Genomic DNA, 25,003 nt, shown 5'->3' on the forward strand with positions numbered 1-25,003 from the left:
GCTGCGCGCGTTCGCATGGGGGCCGTGGGCCGCGCTTGCGATCGGCGCGGTGCTGTTCGGTGCCGCGCATGCGGCCGGCGGCTGGCAATGGGTCGTGCTCGGCACGGTGGCCGGCGTCGGCTACGGCCTCGCCTGGCGGCGCGGCGGGCTGCTCGCGTCCGCACTCGTGCATGCGGGGCTGAACGTCGTCCACTTCGGCCTGTTCACCTACCCGATGCTCGACGCCGCGCGCTGACGGCCGCGCGGCGCCGCCGCTCAGTTGATCCCGGCGACCGCGTGCGGCACGTACGGGCGTTCGAGCGTGGCGATCTCGTCGTCGGTCAGTTTCAGTTCGAGCGCGGCCAGTGCATCGTCCAGTTGCTGCGGCTTCGAAATGCCGACGATCGGCGCGGTGACCCCGCGCTTCTGCGCGACCCAGGCGAGCGCGACCTGCGCACGCGGCACGTTGCGGGCGGCCGCGATCGTCGCAACGGCGTCGACGACCGCCTTGTCCGATTCGACCGTCGCATCGTAGAGCCGCTGGCCGACCGCGTCGCTCTGCTGCCGCTCGGTCGACTCGTCCCAGTTGCGCGTGAGGCGGCCGCGCGCGAGCGGGCTCCACGGAATCACCGCGATCCCTTCGTCTTCGCACAGCGGCAGCATTTCCCGCTCTTCTTCCCGATACAGCAGGTTCAGGTGGTTCTGCATGCTGACGAAGCGGGTCCAGCCGTGCTGCTTCGACGTGTGCAGCGCCTTCGCGAACTGCCACGCGAACATCGACGATGCGCCGATATAGCGCGCCTTGCCGGCCTTCACGACGTCATGCAGCGCCTCGAGCGTCTCCTCGAGCGGCGTGCCGTTGTCCCAGCGGTGAATCTGGTAGAGATCGACATAGTCGGTGCCGAGCCGCTTCAGGCTCTGGTCGATGTCGGTCATGATCGCCTTGCGCGACAGCCCGGCACCGTTCGGCCCCGGCCGCATCCGGTAGAACACCTTGGTCGCGATCACGATCTCGTCGCGATTCGCGAAATCGCGCAGCGCGCGGCCGACGATCTCCTCCGACGTGCCGTCCGAATACATGTTCGCGGTATCGAAGAAGTTGATGCCGGCTTCGACCGCCCGCTGGATGATCGGGCGACTCTCCGCTTCCGGCAGCGTCCACGGATGCGTGCCGCGTGACGGTTCGCCGAACGTCATGCAACCCAGCACCAGCTTGGACACTTCCAGCCCTGTCGATCCGAATTTCACGTAATCCATTGCACGCCTCGCCATTGAAGTTGACCTGACGGCCGGATGCGCGCCGCGCATCCGCCGGACCGTCGCATGGTATCCCGGGCGGCAAAAATGCGTGCGGCATCGCCGCAGCGTACGAAGGGGGCGCGCGTCAGCGCGAGGTCGTGCGGGGCGCCGGCTGCGCAGCACGTGCGCAGCAGCGCCAGCCGCTTACCGGCTTACTTGGCCTGGTCGGCGATCGGCTGCAGGAACGCGGAAAAGCCGGTCAGCATGATCTGCACGCCGATGCACAGCAGCAGGAATGCCGACACGCGCTTCGCGACCTTGGTGCCTTCGCTGCCGAGGTAGCGCGACAGCAGCGCGGAGCGGCTGTAGACCTGCCAGATCACGATCGCCACCAGCACGGAGACGGCGATCGACACGATGCTCGACAGCATGAATTCCGACAGCTTGTGCGTGCGGTTCGCGTTCAGCGCGATCGCGGTCGCGATCGAGCCCGGGCCGACCGTCAGCGGCATGGTCAACGGGAAGAACGCGCGCGTCATGATCGCGTTCGCGTCGATCGGCTTGACCGGCGTGTCGCCGCCGCCCGGGCCGTCGGGTTCGTTCAGCATCTGCCAGCCCGCGACGGCAACCGCGAAGCCGCCGCCGATCCGTAGCGCTTCCATCGAAATCCCGAAGAAATGCAGCACCGGCGTGCCGGCGAAGAACGCGACCATCAGCACGATGAACGCGTTGAACGCGACCTTCCTCGCGAGCAGATCGCGCTCTTGCTCGGTGAGCGCCTCGGTCCGTTCGAGAAACAGGAACGCGATGCCGATCGGGTTGATGATGCCGATCAGGCCGGTGAAGCCGAACAGGATCTCGGAGATAAGGCGGTTGACGATCATCGGATGAAGAATCGGTCGGGGCTGGGCCGGCAGCGCGCCGGAGGTCACGCATTGTAGAGCAAGCGCCCGCGCCCGCGCCGCAAAATTCGGCCGGGCCCGCTGTACCGCCGATCGCCGCCATTTCCCCTTGGTTTCCCCGCGGTTTCCCCGCAGTTTCCCCTTACTCGGCGCCCGCCTCCCATGCCGGCGGCCGCTTCGCGAAGAACGCAGTGAAGCCTTCCTTCGCTTCCGGCGTCGCCCGCACGCGGGAGATCGTCTGCGCGGTGAACGCCGCGCGCTCGTCCGACGGCGGATACTCGCCGATCGCATCGAAGAAGCGCTTGATCTCCATCAGCGCGTTCGGGCCATTGCGGCCGAGTTCGGCAAGCGTCTTGTCGAGTGCTTCGTCGAGCGAATCGAGCGGCACGACCTGGTGGATCAGGCCGATCGCGACCGCTTCGCCCGCGGCGAGCTGGGTCGCCGTCAGCGCGAGCCGGCGCGCCTGGCGCTGGCCGACCGCCTCGACCAGGTACGGGCCGATCACGGCCGGCAGGATCCCGAAGCGTGCCTCGCTGACCGAGAAGCGCGCGTGATCGCTTGCGATCACGATGTCGCATGCCGCGCACAGGCCGACGCCGCCGCCAAACGCATGGCCCTGCACGCGCGCCACCGTCGGTTTCGGGCATTGCCGGATCGCGCGCATCATCGCGGCGAACCGTTCCGCATCGCGCAGGTTCGCCGCCGCGTCGTTTGCACTCGCGCGCTGCATCCACTGCAGGTCGGCACCGGCGCAGAACGCGCGGCCGTCCGAACGCAGCACGATCGCGCGCACGTCGTCGCGCTGGCCGAGCGTGGTGAACGCGTCGGTCAGTTCGGCGATCATCGTCTCGTCGAACGCGTTGAGCACGTCGCCACGCTGCAGCGCGACGGTTGCGATACCGCGCGCATCGACCGTGACGGCCAGGGTCTTCAATCCATCCATCGAACAGGTTTCCTCGGGTAGAACGGCAAACAGGGGAATTACGCAGCCTGGCGGCGGTCGATCACGCGCCGGGCCTTGCCGGTCGCGGTCGCGGGAATGCCGCCCGCCGCCAGCACCGTCACGCCGGACGACACACCGACCATCGTCTTGATCCGGTGCTGCAGCTCGCGCGCGAGCGCCGCGCGATCGCTGTCGCTGACGGACGCGGCCGCTTCGGAGCGCAGCTCGACCGCGAGGTCGAGCCGGTCCATGTGACCGTCGCGCGACAGCGTGATCTGGAACTGGCCCGACAACTGCGGCAGCGCGACGACGATCTCCTCGATCTGGCTCGGGAACACGTTCACGCCGCGCACGATCAGCATGTCGTCGGAGCGGCCGGTGATCTTCGCGAGACGGCGCATCGCGCGCGCAGTCGGCGGCAGCAGCGCGGTGAGGTCGCGCGTGCGGTAGCGGATCACCGGCATCGCTTCCTTCGTCAGCGACGTGAACACGAGCTCGCCCTGGCTGCCGTCGGGCAGCACTTCGCCCGTGACCGGATCGATGATTTCCGGGTAGAAATGGTCTTCCCAGATCACCGGGCCGTCCTTCGTCTCCACGCATTCGCACGCGACGCCCGGGCCCATCACTTCCGACAGCCCGTAGATGTCGAGCGCGTCGATGCCCACGCGCGTCTCGACTTCCTCGCGCAGCGCCTGCGTCCACGGCTCGGCGCCGAAGATGCCGATCTTCAGCGACGACTCGGCCGGGTCCATCCCCTGCCGCACCATCTCGTCGATCAGGTTCAGCATGTACGACGGCGTGACGAGGATGATCTTCGGCTCGAAATCGCGGATCAGCTGCACCTGCTTCTCGGTCTGCCCGCCCGACATCGGCACGACCATGCAGCCGAGCCGCTCCGCGCCGTAATGAATCCCCAAGCCGCCGGTGAAGAGCCCGTAGCCGAATGCGTTGTGCAGCGTGTCGCCGGGGCGGCCACCGGCCGCACGGATCGAGCGCGCGGTCACGTTCGCCCACGTATCGATGTCGCGCGCGGTGTAGCCGACCACCGTCGGCTTGCCCGTCGTGCCGCTCGACGCGTGCACGCGCACGACCTGCTCGCGCGGCACCGCGAACAGCCCGAACGGATAGTTGTCGCGCAAATCGTTCTTGGTCGAGAACGGGAATTTCGACAGATCGGCGAGCGACTTCAGGTCGTCCGGATGCACGCCCGCCGCATCGAACGTGCGGCGATAGTGCGGGACGTTGTCGTATGCGTGGCGCAGCGACCACTTGAGGCGCTCGAGCTGCAGCGCCTGCAGTTCGTCACGGCTGGCGGTCTCGATCGGCTCGAGGGCGGCGGCGGGATGCGTCGGGTGAGTCATCGGGGTGCTCCTCCAATGGAGTGATGTCGTTATCGTGTTCGAAGTAACGGGGGCGACGGCTACGAGCGGAACGTGCGGCCGGCCGCATGCAGCGCGGCGATGAGAGGCGACACGCGATAGCGGTCCTCGCCGTAGCTCGCCGCCAGGTTCGACAGCACGCGATGCACGCGGCCGATGCCAATCGCATCGGCCCACGCGAGCGGGCCGCACGGGTAGTTCACGCCCTTCTCCATCGCCAGATCGAGATCGGCGGGCGAACACACGCCCTGGTTCACCGTGTCGGCCGCCTCGTTCGCGAGCATCGCGACGGTACGCATCGCGACCATGCCCGGCACGTCCGCAACACCGACGACGCGGAAGCCCGCCTGCTGGAACAGGCCGACCGCGTCCGCATAGGCCGCATCGCTGCACTGGAGCGCGCGCGTCAGCGCAACGAGCCCGGCCTGTGCGTAATCGCGTGCGAGGTCGACCAACACGATATCGGCGACACCCGTCTGCGCGGCACGCGCGGTCGCGGTGCGGCCGTCGGTCAGCGCGATCGATGCGCGGCCGGCCGTCGCGAGCAGGTCGTCGGCATGCGCGCCGGCCTGCCGGGTGCCCGGAATGCGTTCGGCGAAGCGCGCATGCAGCGCGGCGGCCGGGCCGTCCTGCGCAAACAGGGCGACGTCGGCCGGCGCATCGCGCGGCGCTTCGAGCTCGGGCGCGGGCGGCATCGCGCCATCCGCATACGAATAGAAGCCGCGCCCCGACTTGCGCCCGAGGAAGCCCGCGTTCACGAGCTCCTGCTGGATCAGCGACGGCGTGTAGCGCGGATCGTTGAAGTACGCGCGGAACACCGATTCGGTCACCGCGAAGTTCACGTCGTGGCCGATCAGGTCCATCAGCTCGAACGGCCCCATCCGGAAGCCGCCGGCCTCGCGCATTACCGCGTCGATCGATGCCGGCGCGCCGCCCTGCTCGTTCAGCACGCGCAGCGCCTCCGCGTAATACGGCCGCGCGACGCGGTTCACGATGAAGCCCGGCGTCGATTTCGCCATCACGGGCCGCTTGCCCCATGCGGCGGCGGTGGCATATAGCACCTGCGCGACCTCGGGCGCGGTCGCGAGCCCGCTCACCACCTCGACGAGCGCCATCAGCGGCGCCGGGTTGAAGAAATGCAGGCCGGCGACGCGCTGCGGCATGCGCAGCCCGGCCGCGATCGACGTGATCGAGATCGACGACGTGTTGGTAGCCAGCAGGCACGCATCGTCGACATGGCGCTCAAGGGTCGCGAAGATCTCGCGCTTCACGTCGAGCCGCTCGGCCGCCGCCTCGACGATCAGTGCGGCGCCCGCGAAATCGGCCAGTTCACGCACCGCGCGAATCCGGGCGCCTGCCGCATCGGCCTGGACCGGTTCGAGCCGGCCCTTCTCCGCGAGCCGCGCGAACTGCGCGCGGATGCCGGCCAGCGCCTTGTCGCAGGCAGCTTCGTTCAGGTCGTACAGCAGCACCGTATGGCCGGCCGCCGCCGCGATCTGCGCAATGCCCGCGCCCATCGCGCCGGCACCGATCACGCCGACGACGGCCGACGGCGCCAGCGCGCCCGAGTTCACCGAATGTGCAGAAGAAACAGCCATCGCTTGCGATCCGTCATGAAGTGGAAGTGCGAGCGATTATAAACCGACCGGTCGGTAGATTTATGTCAGGGCGAGCCCGAATTTGTCGTGCAAGAGACCGTTACGGAAACTGCAAAGACAAAAAAATTGAAAGGTCGGGGCACTTTTTGTAAACCGAAAGGTCAATGAAAGCGTTCGAATATGAGATAGTGCCCCCCGAACGCCTGATAAAATTCGACAAACCGCCGGATTTCAGGGGGAAACCGCGTGTCACGCTGCCACCGCCGTCCATCGCAGGCCGCCCTTCCGGGGTCGGAACCGAGCCTCCGGCCCGAGCGTCGTCACACGTGCTCGCCTCGCCGTCCGCGGCCAGCCGCATCGAACCGTTTCATCCAGCGACGGGCTTCGGCCCGCCCGCGCCCCTCGCTGCCTCACGGCGGCGAATCCAGGGCGGCACCGTTGCGTGCCGCCCCCTTTCGGTTTCATCATCCTCGTTCGGCGGATAGTACGGCCGGGCTTCGTCAACCCGTGACGGCGCGTCGCGCGCCGCCACTCGCATAAGGAAACCCCCATGCCGCTCTCGTCCAACCAGCTCCCGCGCTGGACCCTCGTGGCCCCGCTTGCCGCATGGCTGGTCCTCGCGCTGTCGCGCGTCGTGCCGGCCGAAGGCCTCCTCATCGCGGTGTTCGCCGCCGCACTCGCCGGCGCCGTGTTCGCCGCCGTCCACCATGCCGAAGTCGTCGCGCACCGCGTCGGCGAGCCGTTCGGCACGCTCGTGCTCGCGGTCGCCGTGACCGTCATCGAAGTCGCGCTGATCGTGTCGGTGATGCTCGGCGCGGGCCCGGAGAAATCGGGCCTCGCCCGCGACACCGTGTTCGCCGCCGTGATGATCATCTGCAACGGCATCGTCGGTATCTGCCTGCTGGTCGGCGCGTGGAAGCACGGCGAACAGGACTTCCAGGGCCGTGGCGCCAGCAAGGCGCTCGCGGTGCTGGCGTCGCTGTCGGTGCTGTCGCTCGTGATGCCGAACTACCTGAACGCCGCACCGGGCCCGTTCTTCTCGAAATCGCAGCTCGCGTTCGCCGGCGTGTCGTCGCTCGTGCTGTACGGCGCCTTCGTGTTCGTGCAGACCGTGCGCCACCGCGACTACTTCCTCGCCGCGCACGACAGCGCGAACGAAGCAGTGCACGCGGCGGCGCCGAGCAACCGCACTGCGCTGATCAGCCTGGTGCTGCTGTTCGTGAGTCTCATCTCGGTCGTGCTGCTCGCGAAGCTGCTGTCACCGGCCGTCGAGCATGCGGTGATGAAGCTCGGTGCGCCCGAGGCCGCGGTCGGTATCGTGATCGCCGCGCTCGTGCTGCTGCCGGAAGCGCTCGCGGCCGTTACCGCTGCGCGCGCGAATCGCCTGCAGACCAGCATGAACCTCGCGCTCGGTTCGGCGCTCGCGAGTATCGGGCTCACGATCCCGACCGTCGCGGCCGTGTTCATCTGGGTCGGCCAGCCGCTCACGCTCGGCATCGGTCCGATGGAAACCGTGCTGCTGGCGCTCACCCTGCTGGTCAGCACGCTGACGCTCAGCCAGGGGCGTACGACGGTGCTGCACGGCGTCGTGCACCTGTCGCTGTTCGCCGCCTACCTGTTCCTGTCGATCACGCACTGACGCAGAAAAGCGCACGGCCCGGCGGATCACCTCCGCCGGGCCGTGCGCAGTCTTTCACGTCGCTTCAACTTCCTTCGTTCACGTCACGCCGCCGTTACCGCACCGGAATCACGAGGTGCTGGCCCGCCAGGATCAGGTTCGGATTGGCGAGGTTGTTGCGGCGTTGAATCTCGCGATAACGCTGGCCGCTGCCGAGCTTGCTCGCCGCGATCATGTTCAGCGTGTCACCCGCCTTCACCACGTACGTGTGTTCGCCCGACGCGGCCGCGGTCGTCACCGCCTGGTCGCTGACGAAGTACTTGCGCAGCAGGTCGAGATACTGCGGCGACTGCTTGAGCTTCGCGATCGCGGCGTTCAGGTAGATCAGCAGATCCTGGTCGTCCGCGCGCACGCCGATCTTGTACGCGATGTTCGAGCCGTCGAGCTTGGTCACCGCGAACTTCAGGTCGGTGTCCTTGATCGAGCTGACCGCGAACGGATAGTCGTAGATGAACGCGTCGACCGTATGTCCGTCGATGCTCTTCGCGATGAACGCCGGATCGGAATCGTCGACTTCGACGAACTTCACGTTCGGATACTGGCGCGTGACGAACGCGCGCACGTCCGGGTCGCCCTTCAGGATGCCGACCGTCTTGCCCGCGAGATCGTCAGTCGAGCGGATCGCGGAGCCCTGCCGCACGATCAGCGAGTAGCCGAAATCGTCGACGTACGGCACCGAATAGACGACACCCGACGGCGTGTTGTCCGGGAACGTCAGCCCGTCCATCGCCACGTCGACCACGTGGTTCCCCTTCGCGTCCGTATCGAGCAGCTGCTTCGGCACGCCCGGATAGGTGTCGACCTCGTGGCGCGTATCGACGGCGACCGGCTTGCCGCCGTGCGAGAACGACGGATCCGCGAACAGCAGCCGCGCGAACTCGACGTTGAAGCCGTGCGGCGCACCCTTGTCCTCGCCGAAGAACGGTTCGCTCGGGTTCTGCACGGAGATCCGCACGATGCCGTTTTCGGCAATCGATTTCAGCGTGCTGGCCTGCGGCGTGAAGCCGGCCGGCAGTACGTTGGACGACGGCGACGTCTGCGCGGACTGCCCGGTGTCGCCACTTTGCGCGGACGTCGAGCCCGGGGCCGCGTCATGCGCGGGAATCAGCGTCGACAGGCCGCCCTGATGCACGATCCATACGCCGACGAGCACGACCAGGAATGCGATGGCGCCAAGAAGTTTTTTCATGGTTGCGAGCCTGCAGGAAGTTATTGTTGTTTCGACGGCAGTTGCGCGGGGTTCGTCGCATCGAGCCCGGGCGCGTGCGGCGCGTTCATCACCGCCTGCTGCTGCGCCTGCTTGACCTCGGGGTTATCCATCAGCGACGTCTCCATTTCGGAGAACGCCTTGTTGACCGAGCGCATCACCGAATCGACGGCCACGTCGGTCTTGATCTGCTCGAACGTGTCGGACGCCTGCTTGCCCGCGAGCTTGTTCATCTGCTGCGCGGCCTGCGACATGTCCCACATCGCCTTCGCGCGGTCGATCGCCGATGCGAAGTTCTTCAGTTCGGCCTGCACCTGCTTGTAACGCCCCTCGCGAAACGACAGCAGCTGCTTCATCGTGTCGAGCTGCTGCCGGAAGCGTGGCGCGTCGTCCGGATACTGCTTCTCGAACAGTTCCGTCTTGCTTTCGAAGTTCTTCACCTCGGTGCGGAATGCGGTGATGCTGTCCGCGAACTTCTGGGCCGCCTGGCGCTTTTCCGCGAGCTGGTTGATCAGCGTCTCGATCGGATTGGCCTGCGCCTCCTGGACGATCATCTTCACCTTCTGGTTCGCGAACTTCATTGCAACGACCGGCGCGAAATAGATCGCGCCGAGGCCGATCACGCCCGCCGTGACCAGCGCGATCACCCCTTTCAGGATGAACAGCGCCGCCGGTGCCGCGATCGCTACGCCGGCGACGATGATCGCCCACTTGATCAGCTTGACCTTGCCACTCCCCGAACTGCCGTTTGCTTCTTCATTCGAAAGCTGCGACATGAGTTTTTCTCCTTGAACCTCGAACCGAACTGCTTGCGTTAGCTTTTTTCAAGCTCAATCGAAATGCTTCGGACTTCGGTGCCGCCAGGCAATCAGGCAAGCCGGCGGCGCAATGCAAGGATGGGCGCGACGGACGTCACGAGACGCCGGTGTAGGCGCCGTTCAGGATGCGGTGATGAGGAGCGGCAGACGACACTGCGATGCGGCGCGCCGGACGGGCGCCGTTCGTCGCCGCGGCGCTCGCGCGGACGGGAAAGTGTACCGATGCACGGTACGAAACGGGATGACGGATACGTGACGCGACGGGCGTCGGGTGAAGCGTTGTTCCGGCGGGCCGACAATCGCGGGGCCGGTATTCCGGTACGAGTGCGTAAAGGCTCATCGTTGTTCTTTTGCGTATCGCGGGTGCAGGAACCGCGCGGCCGGCGCGTCCCGCTCCAAATGCACGGACGTATCGTGCGCCGACCGGCATGCAGCGTCAAGCAGTTGTCGCAGTGCAGCGAAATGCTGCGTTCCTCCGTTGGAACACCCTCGGCACACAGCTTTCAGCACGGTAAGGATTCGCAGGACTGCGACCGGTCGTGCTCGGTCAGGATTGCTTGGCATCGAATGTGACATGCTTCCGGATTGAAAGCTTGTCGCGCTCGGCCTCGCCCTCGCAGCCGACTCAGAATCCGTAAAGTTCGGTCGGGTTGTCGACCAGAATCGCGCGGCTGACCGCGTCGTCCGCCGTGCAGTCGTCCAGCCAGCCGAGCAGGCGCAGGTCGTCAGGGACCGGCCACGCGTTCGGGTGCGGCCAGTTGCTGCCCCATACGCACCGCGCCGAATGGTGGCGCGCCAAAACGGCGGCGAGACGCGCGACATCGTCGTAACCGGGCGCGCCCGAGCGCGACGTCTCGTACGGCGCGGACAGCTTCACCCATGCATGGCCGCGGTCGAGCAGGCGCCGCAGCGCGAGAAACTCGGGCGCGTCCGGCGCGACGGGCGTCAGGAACTTGCCCGTGTGATCGATCACGACACGCGCCTGTAGCGCGGACAGCAACGGCAGGACCTCGGGCAGCGTCCGGCCGTCGAGCTGCAGGTCGACGTGCCAGCCAAGCGGCGCGATCCGCGCGGCCACCCGCTCCAGTTCGTCCCACCGCGCCAGGCCGCCCGCCAACATCATGAACCGGACGCCGCGCACGCCCGCCGCGTGCAACCGCGCCAGCTCGCCATCCGGCACGTCGACCGGCAACGTCGCGACGCCGCGCGCCTGCCGGCCGAATGCGGCCAGCGCGTCGAGCAGGCAACGGTTGTCGACCCCATAGCCGGTCGGCTGCACGATCACGACGTGGGCCAGGCCGAGCGTCTGCTGCACCCGGCGATACGCATCCACCGGCGCGTGCGGCGGACGGAACGTCGCCGTCGGTGCGAGCGGATACGCGTCGTCATAGATGTGGATGTGGCAATCGCACGCGTGGGCCGGCCGACCAGTGGGCGCGTCGGGTCTCATCGCGAGCCCTGCCCGGCATCTGCCCCCGCCGTGCGCCAGCGCGCCAGGCGCGTTGCGTGCCCGGCGTTGACGGCGCCGCGCGGCATGTTTCCGTCGAGCAGTGTGGCGAGCTGATCGACCGTCTCGAGCGCCTGGTGCTCGACCGCGGGCATCGTCAGGCCACCGACATGCGGCGTCGCGATCACGCGCGGATGGGCGGCGAGCGCGGGCGTCGGCATCTGGTCCGCCGCTCGCCCGACATCGAGGGCACAGCCCGCGAGCCGACCGGTGTCGAGCGCCTCGGACAGCGCCTGCTCGTCCACTAGTTCGCCGCGCGAAGCATTGATGAAATACGCGCCCGGCTTCATGGCCGCGAACGCGCCCGCATCGATCAGGTTCGCGGTGGCCGGCGTCGCCGGCGCGAGGCACACGACGAAATCGGCGGCCTGCAACAGCGCCGCGAAGTCGACCTGTTCGAGCATCGGCGCGTCGACGCGCACATAGGGATCGCTGACGAGCACGCGCATCCCGAGTGCCGTCGCAATCGGCGCAAGGTGGCGCGCAATCTGTCCGTAACCGATCAGGCCGAGCGTGCTGCCGCGCAATTCGCGCCCCATCTGCGGCACGGGCGGCATCCCGCGGTGGTAGTCCGATGCATAACGGCCGATACCGCGCGCGAGATCGATCATCGCGCCGATCACCCACTCGGCGACCGCCGGCGCAAAGCCGGGGCTCGCCTGCGTGACCAGCACGCCGAACGCGGTCGCCGCGTCGACGTCGACGGTGCGGATATCGACCGCGCAGCGCAGGAACGCCGCCAGTGCGGGCAGCCCGGCGAAAAGCGCACGCGGCGCGGGCGTCTGCCGGTACGCAATCATCGCGTCGCAACCCTGCGCGGCCGCGACCAGTTCGTCCGTGCCCAGCTCGCGATCGAGCGGGTTGCACGTGACGTCCGCGATCGCCTGCAGCGCGCGCATCGCCTTCGCGCCGAAATAGCGGTCGAGCATCCCCGACGGATGCGTGACGAAGACGCGCGTCATGCCGCCCCTCCTTGCGCGCGGTCCGCCGGCGGCGGCGACGCGACCGATGCGCGCTCGATGAGGGTCACACCGGAGAACACGTGCGGTTCGAGCGCCAGCGGCGTGTCGCCGTCCGACCGCATCACGCGCCGCACCATGTCCTCGGCCATCTCGGTGACGGGCAGTTGCACCGTGGTCAGCGCCGGATTGGAAATCGCCGACAGGAAGTGACCGTCCATCCCGACGACCGACACGTCGTCCGGCACGCGCAGGCCGCCGTCACGCAATCCGGCCATCAGGCCAAGCGCGAACAGGTCGTTGACCGCGACGATGCCGGTCGGCCGCGCCGGATCGGCGGCAAGCGCGACGCCCAGCGCGCGCCCCACGTCGACGATCACCGCGTCGCCGTACTCGTTCGCGGGGCCGCCGTCGAGCACCTGTGCGTGGGCCTCGATGCCCGCGTCGCGCGCCGTCTCGAGAAAGCCGCGGATCTTGTCGCTGCGGCTCACGGTCATGCCGGCGACCGTCGCGAACGCGAGCCGCCGGTGCCCCGCATCGACGAGGCAACGCGTCGCGAGCCGCGCGGCGGCCTCGTTGTCGGCCGTGACGTGTTCAACCTTCGACAGCTCGCCGGGCGTCGCGCGCCGGTCGTAGCTCACGACCGTCATCCCGCGCTCGGCCGCGCGCTCGAGGTGGCTTTCGTCGGCCAGCGACGAGATCACGATCACGCGCCGCACGCCATGCGCGAACAGGTCGTCGAAGAACGACGCCTCCTTCTTCGCATCGCGATACGTATTGCCGATCAGCACGCGATGACCGTACTGCTCCTGCGCGCAGGCCTCGACCTCGCGCGCGATGTAGCCGTACATCGGGTTCGCCATCGACGGCACCAGCAGCCCGACGAGCGGCGTCTGCCCCGTCTTGAGCTGGCGCGCCAGCGTGCTGGGCCGGTACTGCAGCACTTCCATCGCGGCCTTCACGCGTTCGAGCGTTTCCTGCTTCATCTGGTCGGTGCGGCCGTTGAGCACGTTCGAAACCGTGCTGACCGATACGGCCGCATGACGGGCCACGTCCTGAATCGTACTCATGTCGTCTTGCTGTAAAAGGCGGCTACAGGCCGAAACGGGCCGGCAGCCACAACGAAAACGCCGGCACGAGAATCAGCGCCACGAGGGCGGCGACCAGCACCAGCAGATATTTCACCATCGGCCGCGCAACGTGCCGGACGTCGGTGCCCGTGATCGCGCAGGTCGTGAACAGACCGAGCCCGACCGGCGGCGCGAACAGGCCGAGCCCCATCGCCACCACCACGACCGTGCCGAAATGCAGCGGGTTGATGCCCAGCTGCAGCGCGATCGGCGCAAGCAGCGGCCCGAAGATGATCAGCGCCGGCGCACCCTCGAGTACCGCACCGAACACGACCATGACGAGCGCCGCGAGCAGCAGGAACATCGTCGCACCGTACTGGTGGGCGAACGCGGTCATTGTGCCCGAGACCAGCGCCGGAATTTGCTCGATCGACAGTGCGAACGACACACTCGACGCCGCGGCAACGATGAACAGGATGCCGCCGGCCATCGACGCGGCGCGCACGAACACGCGCCCGACCGACCGCCAGGTCAGCTCGCGAAACGCGAGCCAGCCCGCCACGAGCGCATAGACCACCGCGAACGCGGAGACTTCCGTCGACGTCGCGATCCCCGACGTCACACCCTTGCCGATCATCGCGACCATCACCAGCGCGACCAGCGCGCCGCCCGCGAGCGGCAGCCACGCGCGGCGTTCCGTGAACACCGCCGAGACGTCGATCCTGCGCCCGGCGATCACCGTGACCACCGCGAGCGATGCGGCCAGCACCGCAGCCGGCACGATGCCCGCGACGAACAGGCCGGCAATCGAGATGTTCGCGACGAAGCCCATGATGATCATGTTCACGCAGGGCGGGATGGTCTCGGCCATCACCGCGCTGCACGCGAGCAGTGCCGCCGTTTCGTCGGGATCCTGGCGCGCACGGCGCACCGCCGGCATCACGACGCCGCCGACTGCCGCGATGTCGGCGAGCTTGGAGCCCGACACGCCGGAAAAGCAGGCCGTCGCGAGAATCACGATCAGCCCGAGCCCGCCGCGTACGCGCCCGAAGATCCGCAGCAGCAGTTCGACGAGCCGTGCGGACATGCCGTTCGATTCCATCAGCAGCCCGGCCAGCACGAAAAACGGCACGGCGAGCAGCACGAAGTGATCGGCACCGGCCATGACCTGCTGCGAATAGACGAGCAGCGGCAGTGTCGGGTCGGCCAGGAAATACAGCAACGCCGAGAACGCGAGCACGAAGCCGATCGGCACGCCCAGCACGAGGCCGCCGACGAAACCGGCCGCCAGCAGCATGCCCGGCGCAATCGCGTGCGCCGGCACCAGTGCATTCCATCCGTACAGCGCGGCCGCAAATCCCGCGCAGCACGCGAGCGTGCCGACCACCCGGCGGCGCGGCGCGTCGAGCGCGTTCGCAAGCGCGAACACGGTCATGAACAGCGCGCCGAACATCATCGGGTACACGTTGATCCAGCCCGGCAGCCCGCCCGGCGTCAACTGGTCGTACGAATCGGCCAGCAGTTGGCATGACGACACCAGCAGGTTCAGCGAGACGGCCGCGACGATCCAGTGGCCGATCTGCACGAGCGCGCCCTGCCAGCGTGCCGGGAACCAGCCGCGAAACAGGTCGATGCCGACGTGCTGGCTGCGCCCGAGCACCGTCGCCGCGCCGAAAAACACCAGCACGATCATCAGCGCACTCGCGACCTCTTCGGTCCAGTCGAGCGGGTCGTGCAGGAAATAACGGCACACGACCGACACGAACACGACGAGCACATCGACAGCCAGCACCACCGCGGACACATACTCGATCGCGCGCAGCATCGCGTCCAGCACACGCGCGACGCGCCGTGCCGGGCGGCCGGCGCCAGGCGCCGCCGCGGCGCCCGAAACGGAACAGGTCTCCATCGTTCAGCCCCGCCCGGCGGCGATCGCCGGAAACAGCGGCGCGGTCGCCGGATACTGCGCGGCGAATGCCGTATAGAGCCGGTCGTGCATCGTCTGCCGCAACGCCGCGCGTTCGGCTGCCGCCATCGGATGGAAGCTCATGCCGTGCTGCTTCAACGCCTGCTCGGCCTGGTCGGCCTTCTGCGCGGCAATCGCACGCTGCTGCACGGTTGCGTCGGCCACCGCGCGATCGAACGCGGGGCGCAGGTTCGCCGGAATCCGGTCGAGCGCACGCCGCCCCATCACGACGGTCATCGCGGCAAACACGTGATGCGATTGCCAGCACGATTTCACCACTTCGTCGAACTTGCTCGCGAGCACCGTGGCGGGATCGTGCTCGAGCCCGTCGACGACGCCCGTCTGCACGGCCATGTACAGCTCGCCGAACGGAATCGGTGTCGGCACCGCCCCCATCGCCTTGAAGGTGTCCATGAACGCCGGCGTCGGCAGCACCCGCAGCTTCGTGCCCTTCAGCCCCTGCAGCGCCAGCACGGGCTGCTTCGTGAACACGCAGCGCCCACCGAAATGCGAGCCCCAGGTCAGCACCGAGCAGCCCGCGCGCTTTTGCAGCAGCGCGTTCAGGCTTGCACCGACCGGGCCGTCGAGCACTTTCGCGACATGCGCATAGCTGTCGAACAGATAGCCGAGATCGAGCATGCCGAGCTCCGGCGCCACCGTCGCCCAGATCGACGAACCCGCGATCATCATGTCGATCGCGCCGATCTTGACCTGCTGCGCGACATCGCTCTCCTTGCCGAGCTGGCTGTTCGGGAAGTAGTCGACCCGGATCGCGTCGCCGACACTCGCCTTCAGGTTTGCGGCAAGACGCTCGTACCACACGTAGTGCGCGGCGTTCTGGTCGGCCGGCATCGACGACGAGCAACGCAGCGTCACGACCGGCTGCGCCCGCACGACTTCCGGCAAACCGCCTGCAGCCGCGAGCGTGGCGGCGGACACCGTCTGCAGAAAGCGCCGCCGGGTGTAGGTATTCATGGGCCGTCTCCTTTGCGATTGCGCCTCACGACGCACTGTATCGATTTAGTGTATCGATACAGTAATACGACGACCGATGAGATAAAAATGAGGGTTTTCCCGTGACAAGGATGAAAACGGGGATCCGCGCAGTCTATTTCCGGCCGAAATATTGGCAAATCAGCGGAATTCCGGCCAATTCCGGACGCCCCGAAAATGATTCAAGCGGCCAGCTTGAATTGTCTGACGACAGACTTTGAGCCACGCATGCGGGCGGGACGCTCGAGCGAGTCGCGGCCCCACCGTCGCCCCTATGCGCCCGCTTCGTCAGCGCTCTCGGTCAGAAACCGCTCGACCATCGCGTTGAACACCGGCAGCGCCGGATTGTCGTTGTCCGTGCGCCACGCGAGATACAGTTCGGCCGCCACGTCGGCGCCCGCCAGCGGCCGGAACACCACGCCGTCGACATGCAGTTCGCGCGCCGACGCCGGCACGAGCGCGGCACCAAGCCCCGCGCGCACGAGGCCGAGGATCGTATGCGTCTGCCCGACGTAATGCAGGTAGTTCGGCAGCCGCCCCGCGTTCGCGAACACGCCCGAGATCAGGTCGTGGAAGTATTTCCCCTCGTTCGGCGAATACGCGATGAACGGCTGCCGGTCGAGATCGTCGGGGCCGATGCGCGCGCACGCGGCGAGCGGCGCGCCCTCCGCGACCGCGACCAGCATCGGCTCGCGCTGCACGAGCCGGTATTCGAGCGGCTGGCGCGCGGCGCGCTGGCGCACGAAGCCCGCGTCGAGCATCCGCGACGCCAGCGCATCGATCTGCACGGTCGACACCATCTCGCGCAATTCGATGTCCACGTCCGGCAGCGCATGCGCGGCGTGCGCGAGCAGCATCGGGATCATCCGGTACGCGCTGACCGCCGTGAAGCCGAGCGTGATGCGTCCGGCGCCGCCATGTGCGACGCGCTGCGCGGCCTGCTCGGCCCGTGCGGAGAATTCGAGGATGTGCCGCGCGTCGCGCAGAAACCGCTCGCCGGCCGCGGTCAGGCTGACCTGCCGGCTGCTGCGTTCGAGCAGCGCGATGCCGAGTGCATGCTCGAGCAACTGGATCTGCCGGCTGAGCGGCGGCTGGGTCATGAAGAGGCGCCGGGCCGCGCGACCGAAATGCAGTTCCTCGGCGACCGCGACGAAACAGCGAAGCTGGTGCAGTTCAATCATCCAATTCTTGAATCAATCGATAGTCTTTTGATGTTAGACGCATATCGATGCGATTTCTATACTCGGTTGCACCTGATGCGCGGCCCGCGCCGCGCACGACGACCGAGACCTTCATGACCATCGACATCCTCCTCACCCAGCCGCTCCCCGACGCCATCGACGCCGAACTGTCCGCCCGTTACGCGGTGCACCGGCTGTATGCGGCCGAGCAACCGGACGCACTGCTCGATCGCGTGGCTGCACGCATTCGCGCTGTCGTGACCGGCGGTGCGAACGGCCTGTCCGCCGCGCTGATGGACCGGCTGCCCATGCTCGAGATCGTCGCGATCAGCGGTATCGGCACCGACGCCGTCGATCTCGACCGCGCCCGCGCACGCGGCATCCACGTGACGACGACGCCCGACGTGCTGACCGACGACGTCGCCGACATGGCGATGGGGCTGATCCTGATGACGCTGCGCGACCTCGGCGCCGGCGAGCGGATCGTGCGCGCCGGCCGCTGGGGCAAGACGGCCCAGCCGCTCGCGACGCAGGTGACCGGCAAGCGGCTCGGCATCATCGGCCTCGGCCGCGTCGGACGCGCAATCGCGCAGCGCGCGCAGGCGTTCCGGATGCCCGTCAGCTACTTCGGCCCGCGCGAGCATCGCGACAGCGGCTATCGCTTCGTGCCCGACCTCGCCGCGCTCGCGCGCGACAGCGACGTGCTCGTGATCGCGGCATCGGCCGATCACGGCAACGTGCTCGTGACGGCCGACGTGCTCGCCGCGCTCGGCCCCGAAGGATTCCTGATCAATGTCGCACGCGGCAAGCTGGTCGACGAAGCCGCGCTGATTCGCGCGCTCGCCGACGGCACGATCGCCGGCGCCGGCCTCGACGTGTTCGCGAACGAGCCGCACGTGCCGGCCGAGTTGCTCGAGCTCGACCGTGTCGTCGTGCAGCCGCACCGTGCGAGCGCGACCCGCGAAACCCGCGAAGAGATGGGCCGGATCGTGCTGGCCAATCTTGCCGCGTGTTTTGCCGGCCAGCGCCCGCCGACCAGCGTCACGCGCTGATCGCCACCCGCCGCACAACAGCCACCCATTACAACACCGGATGCCTCCGCACGACGGAGGCCAGGAGACACGCATGCCCAATCGATCCAGCGGCGCCGCCCTCGCCGCGTCGCCCGCCGCCTCGCGCACGATCGGCCGCGTCCGCTATGCGGTCCTCGCGCTGATTTTCGCGGTCACCGTCATCAACTATGCGGATCGCGCGACGATGTCGATCGCCGGCACCGGCGTCGCGCACGACCTTGGGCTGACGCCCGTGCAGCTCGGCATCGTCTTTTCCGCGTTCGCGTGGGCCTATGCGATCGGCCAGATCCCGGGCGGCTGGCTGCTCGACCGTTTCGGCGCGCGGCGCGTGTACGGCCTGAGCCTGCTGCTGTGGTCGGTCTTCACGATGCTGCAGGGCACGGTCGGCTGGCTCGCCGTGCAGGGCGCGTCGGCCACGCTTGCGCTGTTCGTCATGCGCTTCATGCTCGGCCTCGTCGAATCGCCGGCGTTCCCGGCCAACTCGAGAATCGTCGCGTGCTGGTTCCCGACCGCCGAACGCGGCACGGCGTCCGCCCTGTTCAATTCCGCGCAGTACATGGCCGTCGTGCTGTTCACGCCTGCCATGGCCTGGCTCACGCATGCGCTCGGCTGGGAGCACGTGTTCCTGTGGATGGGGATGCTCGGCATCGCGCTCGCCGCGCTGTGGTTCGCGTGGTATCGCGAGCCGCACGGCCATCCGCGCGTGAGCGACGCGGAACGCGACTACCTGCGCGCGCACGGCGCGCTCGTCGATCTCGAAGCGAACCGCGTGCGTCATCGGCCGCGCGTGTCGTGGCACGACGTGTCGCAACTGTTCCGCCACCGGAACCTGTGGGCGATCTACATCGGCCAGTACTGCATCACCGCACTCACCTACTTCTTCATCACGTGGTTCCCGATCTACCTGATCAAGGGGCGCGGGATGACGATCATGGAGGCCGGCTGGGTCGCCGCGCTGCCGGCGATCTGCGGGTTCACGGGTGGCGTGCTCGGCGGCGTGCTGTCGGACTGGCTGATCCGGCGCGGCATGCATCCGTCGAAGGCGCGCAAGACGCCGTTCGTCGTGGGGATGGCGATGGCGACGCTGCTCGTGCTGGCGAACGGCGCGTCGTCGAATGCGGTCGTGATCGCACTGATGACGATCGCGTTCTTCGGCAAGGGGCTCGCGGCGGTCGGCTGGGCCGTGCTCGCCGACACGGCGCCGGAAGGGATGGTCGGCCTGAGCGGCGGCGTGTTCAACGGTCTCGGCAACATCGCCGGGATCGTCACGCCGCTCGTGATCGGCTATTTCGTCGCCAGCACGGGCTCGTTCGCCGGCGCGTTGTGGTTCGTCGCCGCGCACGGGCTGATCGGCATCGCCGCCTACGGATGGCTCGCGGGACGCTTCGAACGGATTCGCATCGCGCCGCGTGCATGAACCTCGCCGCGGCCCGTGCGGTGCGCGCGGAGCACGCCCGCGCGTGTCGTCACGCGCGCTTGCGGCCGCCCGGCGTCTGTTCGGTCGTCAGCCGGTCGAGTTCACGCAGGTCGTTCTCGAGCGCAGGCGTGAGCGTCGTGCGCAGGTGGTCGAGGAACGTGCGGATCTTCGCGTCGAGATAGCGGCGCGTCGCGTAGACGGCATAGACGCTCACCGTCTGCAGCCGGTACTCGGGCAGCACGCGGATCAACCGCCCTTCGCGGATGTCGTCGAGCACCGTATACAGCGCGACGCACGCGATCCCGCGCCCGGCACGCACCGCGACGCACAGCGCGTCGGGCACGTTGACCTGGAACGGCGCGGGCTGCAGATTGTAGACGGCCTCCTCGCCATCGCTGCGCTCGAGCCGCCATTCACCGGCCGGCGATGCGGGCGTATCGAGGCGCAGGCACACGTGGTTCGGCAATTCGTCGGGCGACTGCGGCGTGCCGTGGCGCGCCAGGTATTCGCGCGATGCGACGAGCACGCTGCAGCTCGTGCCGCAGGTCTGCGCGACATAGCCCGAATCGGGCAGCTGCGACGCCGTCACGATCGATACGTCATAGCCCTCCTCGACGAGATTCGGCATCCGCTGCGCGAGCGTCAGCTCGACCGACACGTCGGGGTTGTCCTCCTGGTAGCGGACGATCGACGACACGACATGACTCTGCCCGAGCCCCGTCATCGCGTGGATGCGCATCTTGCCGCTCGGCCGCAGCAGGGCGTTGCGCGCCTCCGCGTTCGCGTAGTCGATTTCCGCGAGGATCGATTTCGCGCGCTCGAAATAGCGTTCGCCGCTTTCGGTGAGGCCGAGATGGCGCGTCGTGCGATGCAGCAGCCGCGTCTGTACGTGCGCTTCGAGGTTCGATACCGCGCGCGACACCTGCGCGGTGGTCGCGTCGATTTCCTTCGCGACCGCGGTAAAACTGCCGCTTTCGACAACGCGCACGAACAGGCGCATGTTTTCGAGCATGTCCATTGAATTGGCTTGGGGAGAGTCAGTGGGGAGGCGTCGGCAGCGCTCGCGTCAGATGGGGAACGGAACGCAGCCGCGAACCACGTCGAATCGATCACCGTGCCGGGAGAAAGGCGGGAGAGCGGGCATCGCGTACGGGGTTCTGGCATGACGGGGGATTCAGTGGCCCGAATTGTACGCCGCTGCAGACAAATTTGCGCGGTTCCCCGGCCCGCAAACTCTCATCACATGAAAGGTTTTTGCAAGCAACGTGCGTCGCACACGTGCAACGGCTTGATGCAGCGCGACAATTTGTATCACAACGCGATATAATTCGCGGCTTGTCGCTGCGCGCATCCGCGCTGTCACTTTTACCGCTTACCGTCCATGTCGTCAGGCTCCCCTTCGTCGCGCCGCACGTTGCGCCAATGGCTGCACAGCTTCATTCCTCATCCGATGTCGCTGGGCTGGCGCGAGCGCCTGCGCTCGTGCACGGGCGCGCTCGTCGGCATCGCGACGGTCGGTGTGACGATGCGGCTGCTGCCCGGCGTGTCGGGCCTCGTGCCGCTGCTCGTCGCGCCGATGGGCGCGTCGGCCGTGCTGCTGTTCGCGGTGCCCGCGAGCCCGCTCGCGCAACCGTGGTCGATCATCGGCGGCAATCTCGTCGCGGCGACGGTCGGTGTCGCGTGCGCACAATGGATCGCCGATCCGATCACGGCCGCCGCGGTCGCGATCGCGTGCGCGATCGGCGGCATGTTCGTGCTGCGCTGCGTGCACCCGCCGTCAGGCGCCGTCGCGCTCACGGCGGTGGTCGGCGGCCCGGCCATCCATTCGCTCGGGTTCAGCTTCGTGCTGGAGCCGATCGCACTGCAATCGGCCATCCTGCTGTCGGCCGCGCTCGCGTATCACGCGCTGACCGGCCACCGCTACCCGCACGGCGGCGCGCGGCCTGAAGCGAAACCGCAGGCAGGCGGCACCGCACCGACGCGCGGCGGCTTCACGCGCGGCGACCTCGACGCGGTGCTGAAGCGCCGCGGCGAATGGCTCGACGTCGATCCGGACGATCTCGAAGCGCTGCTGCGCGAAACCGAGATGCAGGCCTATACGCGCACGTTCGGCCAGCTCTCGTGCGCCGACCTGATGACGAAGAATGCGATCGAAGTCGCGCCGTCGACGTCGGTGACGGCTGCGCTCACGCTGCTCGATCGCCATCGCGTGAAGGCGCTGCCCGTCGTCGACGGCGAAGGCCGCCTGACCGGCATCGTCACGCGCGCCGACCTCACGCGCCAGCTGCGCCGTCCGACCCCGCTGTGGCAACGCCTGTCGGCGCGGTTGCCGCAATCGTTCGGCGGCCAGCCGGCGAGCGTCGCCACCGTGATGACGCGCGACGTCGCGTGCGTGCCGGAAACGATGCCGATCACCGCGCTCGTCCCGCTGTTTACGCATTCGGGCCACCACCACATTCCGGTCGTCGATGCATCGCGCCGGCTCGTCGGGATCATTACTCAGACGGATCTCGTCACGGGCCTTTATCGGCAAACCCAAATGCTCGAGGCCGCGTAACGCATGCGGCGCACGTAACGCCATGTAACGGCCGGCGCAACGCGGAATGCATTCCATCCGCCCGAATTCGGCCATTTATATCATGTTGTGATATATTTCTCGCTACCGAAACTGACTGTCCGACCGCTCCCGATGAACGATACCCGACGCGCGCTGGCGAAAAGCGATTTCCAGCAACTGTCCGAGTTCCGCTACCAGATGCGCCGCTTCGAGCGCTTCTCCGAACGCGCCGCGCAAAGCGAAGGCGTGACGCCGCTGCAATACCTGCTGCTGCTGCACATCAAGGGCTATCCGCATCGCGAATGGGCAACCATCGGCGAACTCGCGGAACGCCTGCAGGCGCAGCATCACGGCGTCGTCGCGCTGGTCACGCGCTGCGAAGCGCTCGGCCTCGTGAAGCGCAAGACGAGCGAAGCGGATCGCCGGCAAGTCGAGGTTCACCTCGAGCACGCCGGCGAAACGTTGCTCGCGCGTCTCGCGGCCATGCATCGCGCCGAGCTGAAGTCGCTCAAGGACGCGTTCCAGGTTCCCCAGATCGATTACTGACCCTTGCCCTTTCCACTCCGATGAACGCACCACACAAACGCGATTTCGCGACCAACGACCGCCTGCCCAGGATCGCGTTGCTCGCCGCCGGGATCGGCCTGCTCAGCACGCTGGCCGCATTCGTGCTGTTGAGCCTGATCCACCTGTTCACGAACCTGTTCTTCTTCCAGCAGTTCTCGTTCGCCGATCGCTCGCCGGCGAACAACACGCTCGGCGCATGGGTGATCGTGATCCCGGTGATCGGCGGGCTGATCGTCGGGATGATGGCGCGCTTCGGTTCGGAAAAGATTCGCGGCCACGGCATTCCCGAAGCGATCGAGGCGATCCTGTTCGGCAAGAGCCGCATGTCGCCGAAGGTCGCGATCCTCAAGCCGCTGTCGTCCGGCGTCGTGATCGGCAGCGGCGGCCCGTTCGGCGCCGAAGGCCCGATCATCATGACGGGCGGCGCGCTCGGCTCGCTGATCGCGCAGTGCGTGCACGTGACCGCCGCCGAGCGCAAGACGCTGCTCGTCGCCGGTGCGGCTGCCGGCATGACGGCCGTGTTCGGCACGCCGGTCGCCGCCGTGCTGCTCGCGGTCGAACTGCTGCTGTTCGAATGGCGTCCGCGCAGCTTCCTGCCGGTCGCGCTCGCCTGCGCGGTGGCCGGTTTCGCCCGCGCCGTGTTCTTCGGCGTCGATCCGCTGTTTCCGCTGACCACGGCGGCGCCGACGCCCGTCGCGCTGCTGTCGTGCATCGTCGCGGGCCTGCTGTCGGGCATGCTCGCGTGCGGCCTGTCGGCGGCGCTGTACCGCGTCGAGGACACCTTCGCGAAGCTGCCGGTGCACTGGATGTGGTGGCCCGCGCTCGGGGCGATCGTGATCGGCATCGGCGGCTGGCTCGAGCCGCGCGCGCTCGGCGTCGGCTACGACGTGATCGGCGACCTGCTGCATCAGCACATCGCATTGAAGATCGCGCTCGCGCTGTTGATCGTGAAGGCCGTGATGTGGGTGATCGCGCTCGGCTCGGGCACGTCGGGCGGTGTGCTCGCCCCGCTGCTGATGCTCGGCGCCGGCCTCGGCACCGTGCTGTCGCCGATGCTGCCGGGCGGCGACCCGGCGCTGTGGCCGCTCGTGTGCATGGCCGCGACGCTCGGCGCCACGCTTGGCGCGCCGCTGACCGCGATCGTGTTCGCGTTCGGCCTCACGCATGACGCGAACGCACTGCTGCCGCTGCTCGCGGCGACGCTCGTCGCGCACGGCTTCGCGACCATCGTGATGAAGCGCTCGATCATGACGGAAAAGATCGCACGCCGCGGCTATCACATCTATCGCGAATACGGCGTCGATCCGCTCGAGCGGCACGACATCGGCGAAGTGATGACGTCCGCCGACCTGCTCGTCGCGATCGACGGCGCAGCGACGCTCGATGCCGTCGAGTCGCAATACTTCGGCGCGAAGCAGACGCACCGTGCGTACCCGGTCGTGCAGAACGGCCGCCTGCTCGGTCTCGTCGATCGCGCGACGCTCGATGCACAGCGCGCACAGGCCGCGGCTGACACACCGATCTCCGGTGCATTCGCCAACCGTGAGCCTGCGGTCGCGCAAGCGCACGAAACGTGCCGCGTCGTCGCGTCGCGACTCGCGGTGCTCGGCCTCGAACGCCTGCCGGTCGTCGACGACGAGCAATCGATGCGCATCACGGGCATCGTGTCGCGCAGCGACCTGATCAAGCCCGCGCTCCAGCACTTCGACGACGAACAGAAGCGCGAACGCTTCCGCCCGATCGTCCCGGCCAACCTGCGCGACACAGGCACGCGCAAGGCCGGCTGACCCACCGCGCGGCGCCCTCGCCGCGCACGCCCCGCTCGCACCACCGCTTCCATTCGATGCGGCATGCCCCTCGCGTGCCGCATCGCCTTCCGCCGCTTCCCGTGTTTAAAGTTGGTTAACAATTCGACGGACGAAAGTTTGTCATCATGGTGCTCATGCGACGGGGCCATCAATCAGCCATTC

The 25,003-nt window shown here is 67.8% G+C and carries 22 protein-coding genes; 7 read left to right on the plus strand and 15 right to left on the minus strand.

The window, feature by feature from the left end; all coding sequences use genetic code 11:
• The coding region (locus tag G3O00_RS14810; RefSeq protein WP_206143423.1) for a CPBP family intramembrane glutamic endopeptidase at window positions 1-235 on the plus strand (235 nt) is incomplete at its 5' end.
• A 20-nt stretch (window positions 236-255) separates the two neighbouring features.
• On the opposite strand, the gene G3O00_RS14815 is transcribed toward G3O00_RS14810, so the two are convergent.
• The 5 genes from G3O00_RS14815 to G3O00_RS14835 all read right to left on the minus strand — a co-directional run bounded on the left by G3O00_RS14815 (window position 256) and on the right by G3O00_RS14835 (window position 6,040).
• Window positions 256-1,236, minus strand: coding sequence for an aldo/keto reductase (locus G3O00_RS14815; protein WP_174929545.1), 981 nt, complete (start codon window positions 1,234-1,236; stop codon window positions 256-258).
• A gap of 194 nt (window positions 1,237-1,430) precedes the next feature.
• Complete coding sequence (locus G3O00_RS14820) at window positions 1,431-2,102, minus strand: MarC family protein (RefSeq protein ID WP_011354924.1); 672 nt, start codon at window positions 2,100-2,102, stop codon at window positions 1,431-1,433.
• 160 nt (window positions 2,103-2,262) lie between these two features.
• Window positions 2,263-3,063, minus strand: coding sequence for an enoyl-CoA hydratase-related protein (locus tag G3O00_RS14825; RefSeq protein WP_206143424.1), 801 nt, complete (start codon window positions 3,061-3,063; stop codon window positions 2,263-2,265).
• Between the two features lie 38 nt (window positions 3,064-3,101).
• Window positions 3,102-4,424, minus strand: coding sequence for a phenylacetate--CoA ligase PaaK (gene paaK, locus G3O00_RS14830; RefSeq protein WP_206143425.1), 1,323 nt, complete (start codon window positions 4,422-4,424; stop codon window positions 3,102-3,104).
• 59 nt (window positions 4,425-4,483) lie between these two features.
• Window positions 4,484-6,040: a 3-hydroxyacyl-CoA dehydrogenase gene (locus G3O00_RS14835; RefSeq protein ID WP_206143426.1), complete on the minus strand. Its 1,557-nt coding sequence runs from the start codon at window positions 6,038-6,040 to the stop codon at window positions 4,484-4,486.
• A gap of 550 nt (window positions 6,041-6,590) precedes the next feature.
• Between G3O00_RS14835 and G3O00_RS14840 the strand changes: the two genes are divergently transcribed.
• The gene (locus tag G3O00_RS14840; RefSeq protein WP_174929548.1) at window positions 6,591-7,679 is read left to right on the plus strand and encodes an ionic transporter y4hA; all 1,089 of its coding nucleotides are present in this window, start codon (window positions 6,591-6,593) and stop codon (window positions 7,677-7,679) included.
• A gap of 94 nt (window positions 7,680-7,773) precedes the next feature.
• Here G3O00_RS14840 and G3O00_RS14845 read toward each other — a convergent pair whose 3' ends face one another.
• From G3O00_RS14845 to G3O00_RS43935, 9 genes are all read right to left on the minus strand, one after another.
• On the minus strand, window positions 7,774-8,907 hold the full coding sequence (locus G3O00_RS14845; RefSeq protein ID WP_011354919.1) for a transporter substrate-binding domain-containing protein: 1,134 nt from the start codon (window positions 8,905-8,907) through the stop codon (window positions 7,774-7,776).
• 20 nt (window positions 8,908-8,927) lie between these two features.
• Window positions 8,928-9,701: a hypothetical protein gene (locus G3O00_RS14850; RefSeq protein ID WP_011354918.1), complete on the minus strand. Its 774-nt coding sequence runs from the start codon at window positions 9,699-9,701 to the stop codon at window positions 8,928-8,930.
• Window positions 9,702-10,368: 667 nt separating this feature from the next.
• The gene (locus G3O00_RS14855) at window positions 10,369-11,193 is read right to left on the minus strand and encodes an amidohydrolase family protein (protein ID WP_206143427.1); all 825 of its coding nucleotides are present in this window, start codon (window positions 11,191-11,193) and stop codon (window positions 10,369-10,371) included.
• Complete coding sequence (locus tag G3O00_RS14860; RefSeq protein ID WP_206143428.1) at window positions 11,190-12,212, minus strand: hydroxyacid dehydrogenase; 1,023 nt, start codon at window positions 12,210-12,212, stop codon at window positions 11,190-11,192. Before G3O00_RS14860 ends, G3O00_RS14855 begins: the two co-directional genes overlap by 4 nt.
• On the minus strand, window positions 12,209-13,279 hold the full coding sequence (locus G3O00_RS14865; protein WP_206143429.1) for a LacI family DNA-binding transcriptional regulator: 1,071 nt from the start codon (window positions 13,277-13,279) through the stop codon (window positions 12,209-12,211). Before G3O00_RS14865 ends, G3O00_RS14860 begins: the two co-directional genes overlap by 4 nt.
• Window positions 13,280-13,301: 22 nt before the next feature.
• Window positions 13,302-15,188 (minus strand): TRAP transporter large permease subunit, encoded by a 1,887-nt coding sequence (locus G3O00_RS14870; protein ID WP_206143430.1) that lies wholly within the window; start codon window positions 15,186-15,188, stop codon window positions 13,302-13,304.
• Between the two features lie 3 nt (window positions 15,189-15,191).
• Complete coding sequence (locus tag G3O00_RS14875) at window positions 15,192-16,220, minus strand: TRAP transporter substrate-binding protein (RefSeq protein WP_206143431.1); 1,029 nt, start codon at window positions 16,218-16,220, stop codon at window positions 15,192-15,194.
• Between the two features lie 290 nt (window positions 16,221-16,510).
• Window positions 16,511-17,419 (minus strand): LysR substrate-binding domain-containing protein, encoded by a 909-nt coding sequence (locus G3O00_RS14880; RefSeq protein WP_174929555.1) that lies wholly within the window; start codon window positions 17,417-17,419, stop codon window positions 16,511-16,513.
• Complete coding sequence (locus G3O00_RS43935; RefSeq protein WP_256990456.1) at window positions 17,412-17,540, minus strand: hypothetical protein; 129 nt, start codon at window positions 17,538-17,540, stop codon at window positions 17,412-17,414. The genes G3O00_RS14880 and G3O00_RS43935 overlap by 8 nt, the downstream gene beginning before the upstream one ends.
• On the opposite strand from G3O00_RS43935, the gene G3O00_RS14885 reads away from it, so the two are divergent.
• Together G3O00_RS14885 and G3O00_RS14890 are read left to right on the plus strand one after the other, a co-directional pair.
• A complete protein-coding gene (locus G3O00_RS14885; RefSeq protein ID WP_206143432.1) occupies window positions 17,533-18,471 on the plus strand; it encodes a 2-hydroxyacid dehydrogenase in 939 nt (312 codons plus the stop codon). The genes G3O00_RS43935 and G3O00_RS14885 overlap by 8 nt on opposite strands.
• Window positions 18,472-18,544: 73 nt before the next feature.
• The gene (locus tag G3O00_RS14890) at window positions 18,545-19,909 is read left to right on the plus strand and encodes an MFS transporter (protein ID WP_206143433.1); all 1,365 of its coding nucleotides are present in this window, start codon (window positions 18,545-18,547) and stop codon (window positions 19,907-19,909) included.
• A gap of 49 nt (window positions 19,910-19,958) precedes the next feature.
• On the opposite strand, the gene G3O00_RS14895 is transcribed toward G3O00_RS14890, so the two are convergent.
• Window positions 19,959-20,927 carry a LysR family transcriptional regulator gene (locus G3O00_RS14895; protein ID WP_174929558.1) on the minus strand — a complete coding sequence of 323 codons (969 nt, stop codon included), beginning with the start codon at window positions 20,925-20,927 and terminating at the stop codon, window positions 19,959-19,961.
• 363 nt (window positions 20,928-21,290) lie between these two features.
• Between G3O00_RS14895 and G3O00_RS14900 the strand changes: the two genes are divergently transcribed.
• From G3O00_RS14900 to G3O00_RS14910, 3 genes are all read left to right on the plus strand, one after another.
• Window positions 21,291-22,466, plus strand: a complete 1,176-nt coding sequence (locus G3O00_RS14900) for an HPP family protein (RefSeq protein WP_206143434.1) — start codon at window positions 21,291-21,293, stop codon at window positions 22,464-22,466.
• A 132-nt stretch (window positions 22,467-22,598) separates the two neighbouring features.
• Window positions 22,599-23,012 (plus strand): helix-turn-helix domain-containing protein, encoded by a 414-nt coding sequence (locus G3O00_RS14905; RefSeq protein ID WP_011354907.1) that lies wholly within the window; start codon window positions 22,599-22,601, stop codon window positions 23,010-23,012.
• A gap of 20 nt (window positions 23,013-23,032) precedes the next feature.
• Complete coding sequence (locus tag G3O00_RS14910; protein WP_206143435.1) at window positions 23,033-24,820, plus strand: chloride channel protein; 1,788 nt, start codon at window positions 23,033-23,035, stop codon at window positions 24,818-24,820.
• Window positions 24,821-25,003: the final 183 nt, after the last annotated feature.

This window comes from Burkholderia sp. Ac-20384 (assembly GCF_017104605.1).
Lineage (GTDB): Bacteria > Pseudomonadota > Gammaproteobacteria > Burkholderiales > Burkholderiaceae > Burkholderia > Burkholderia lata.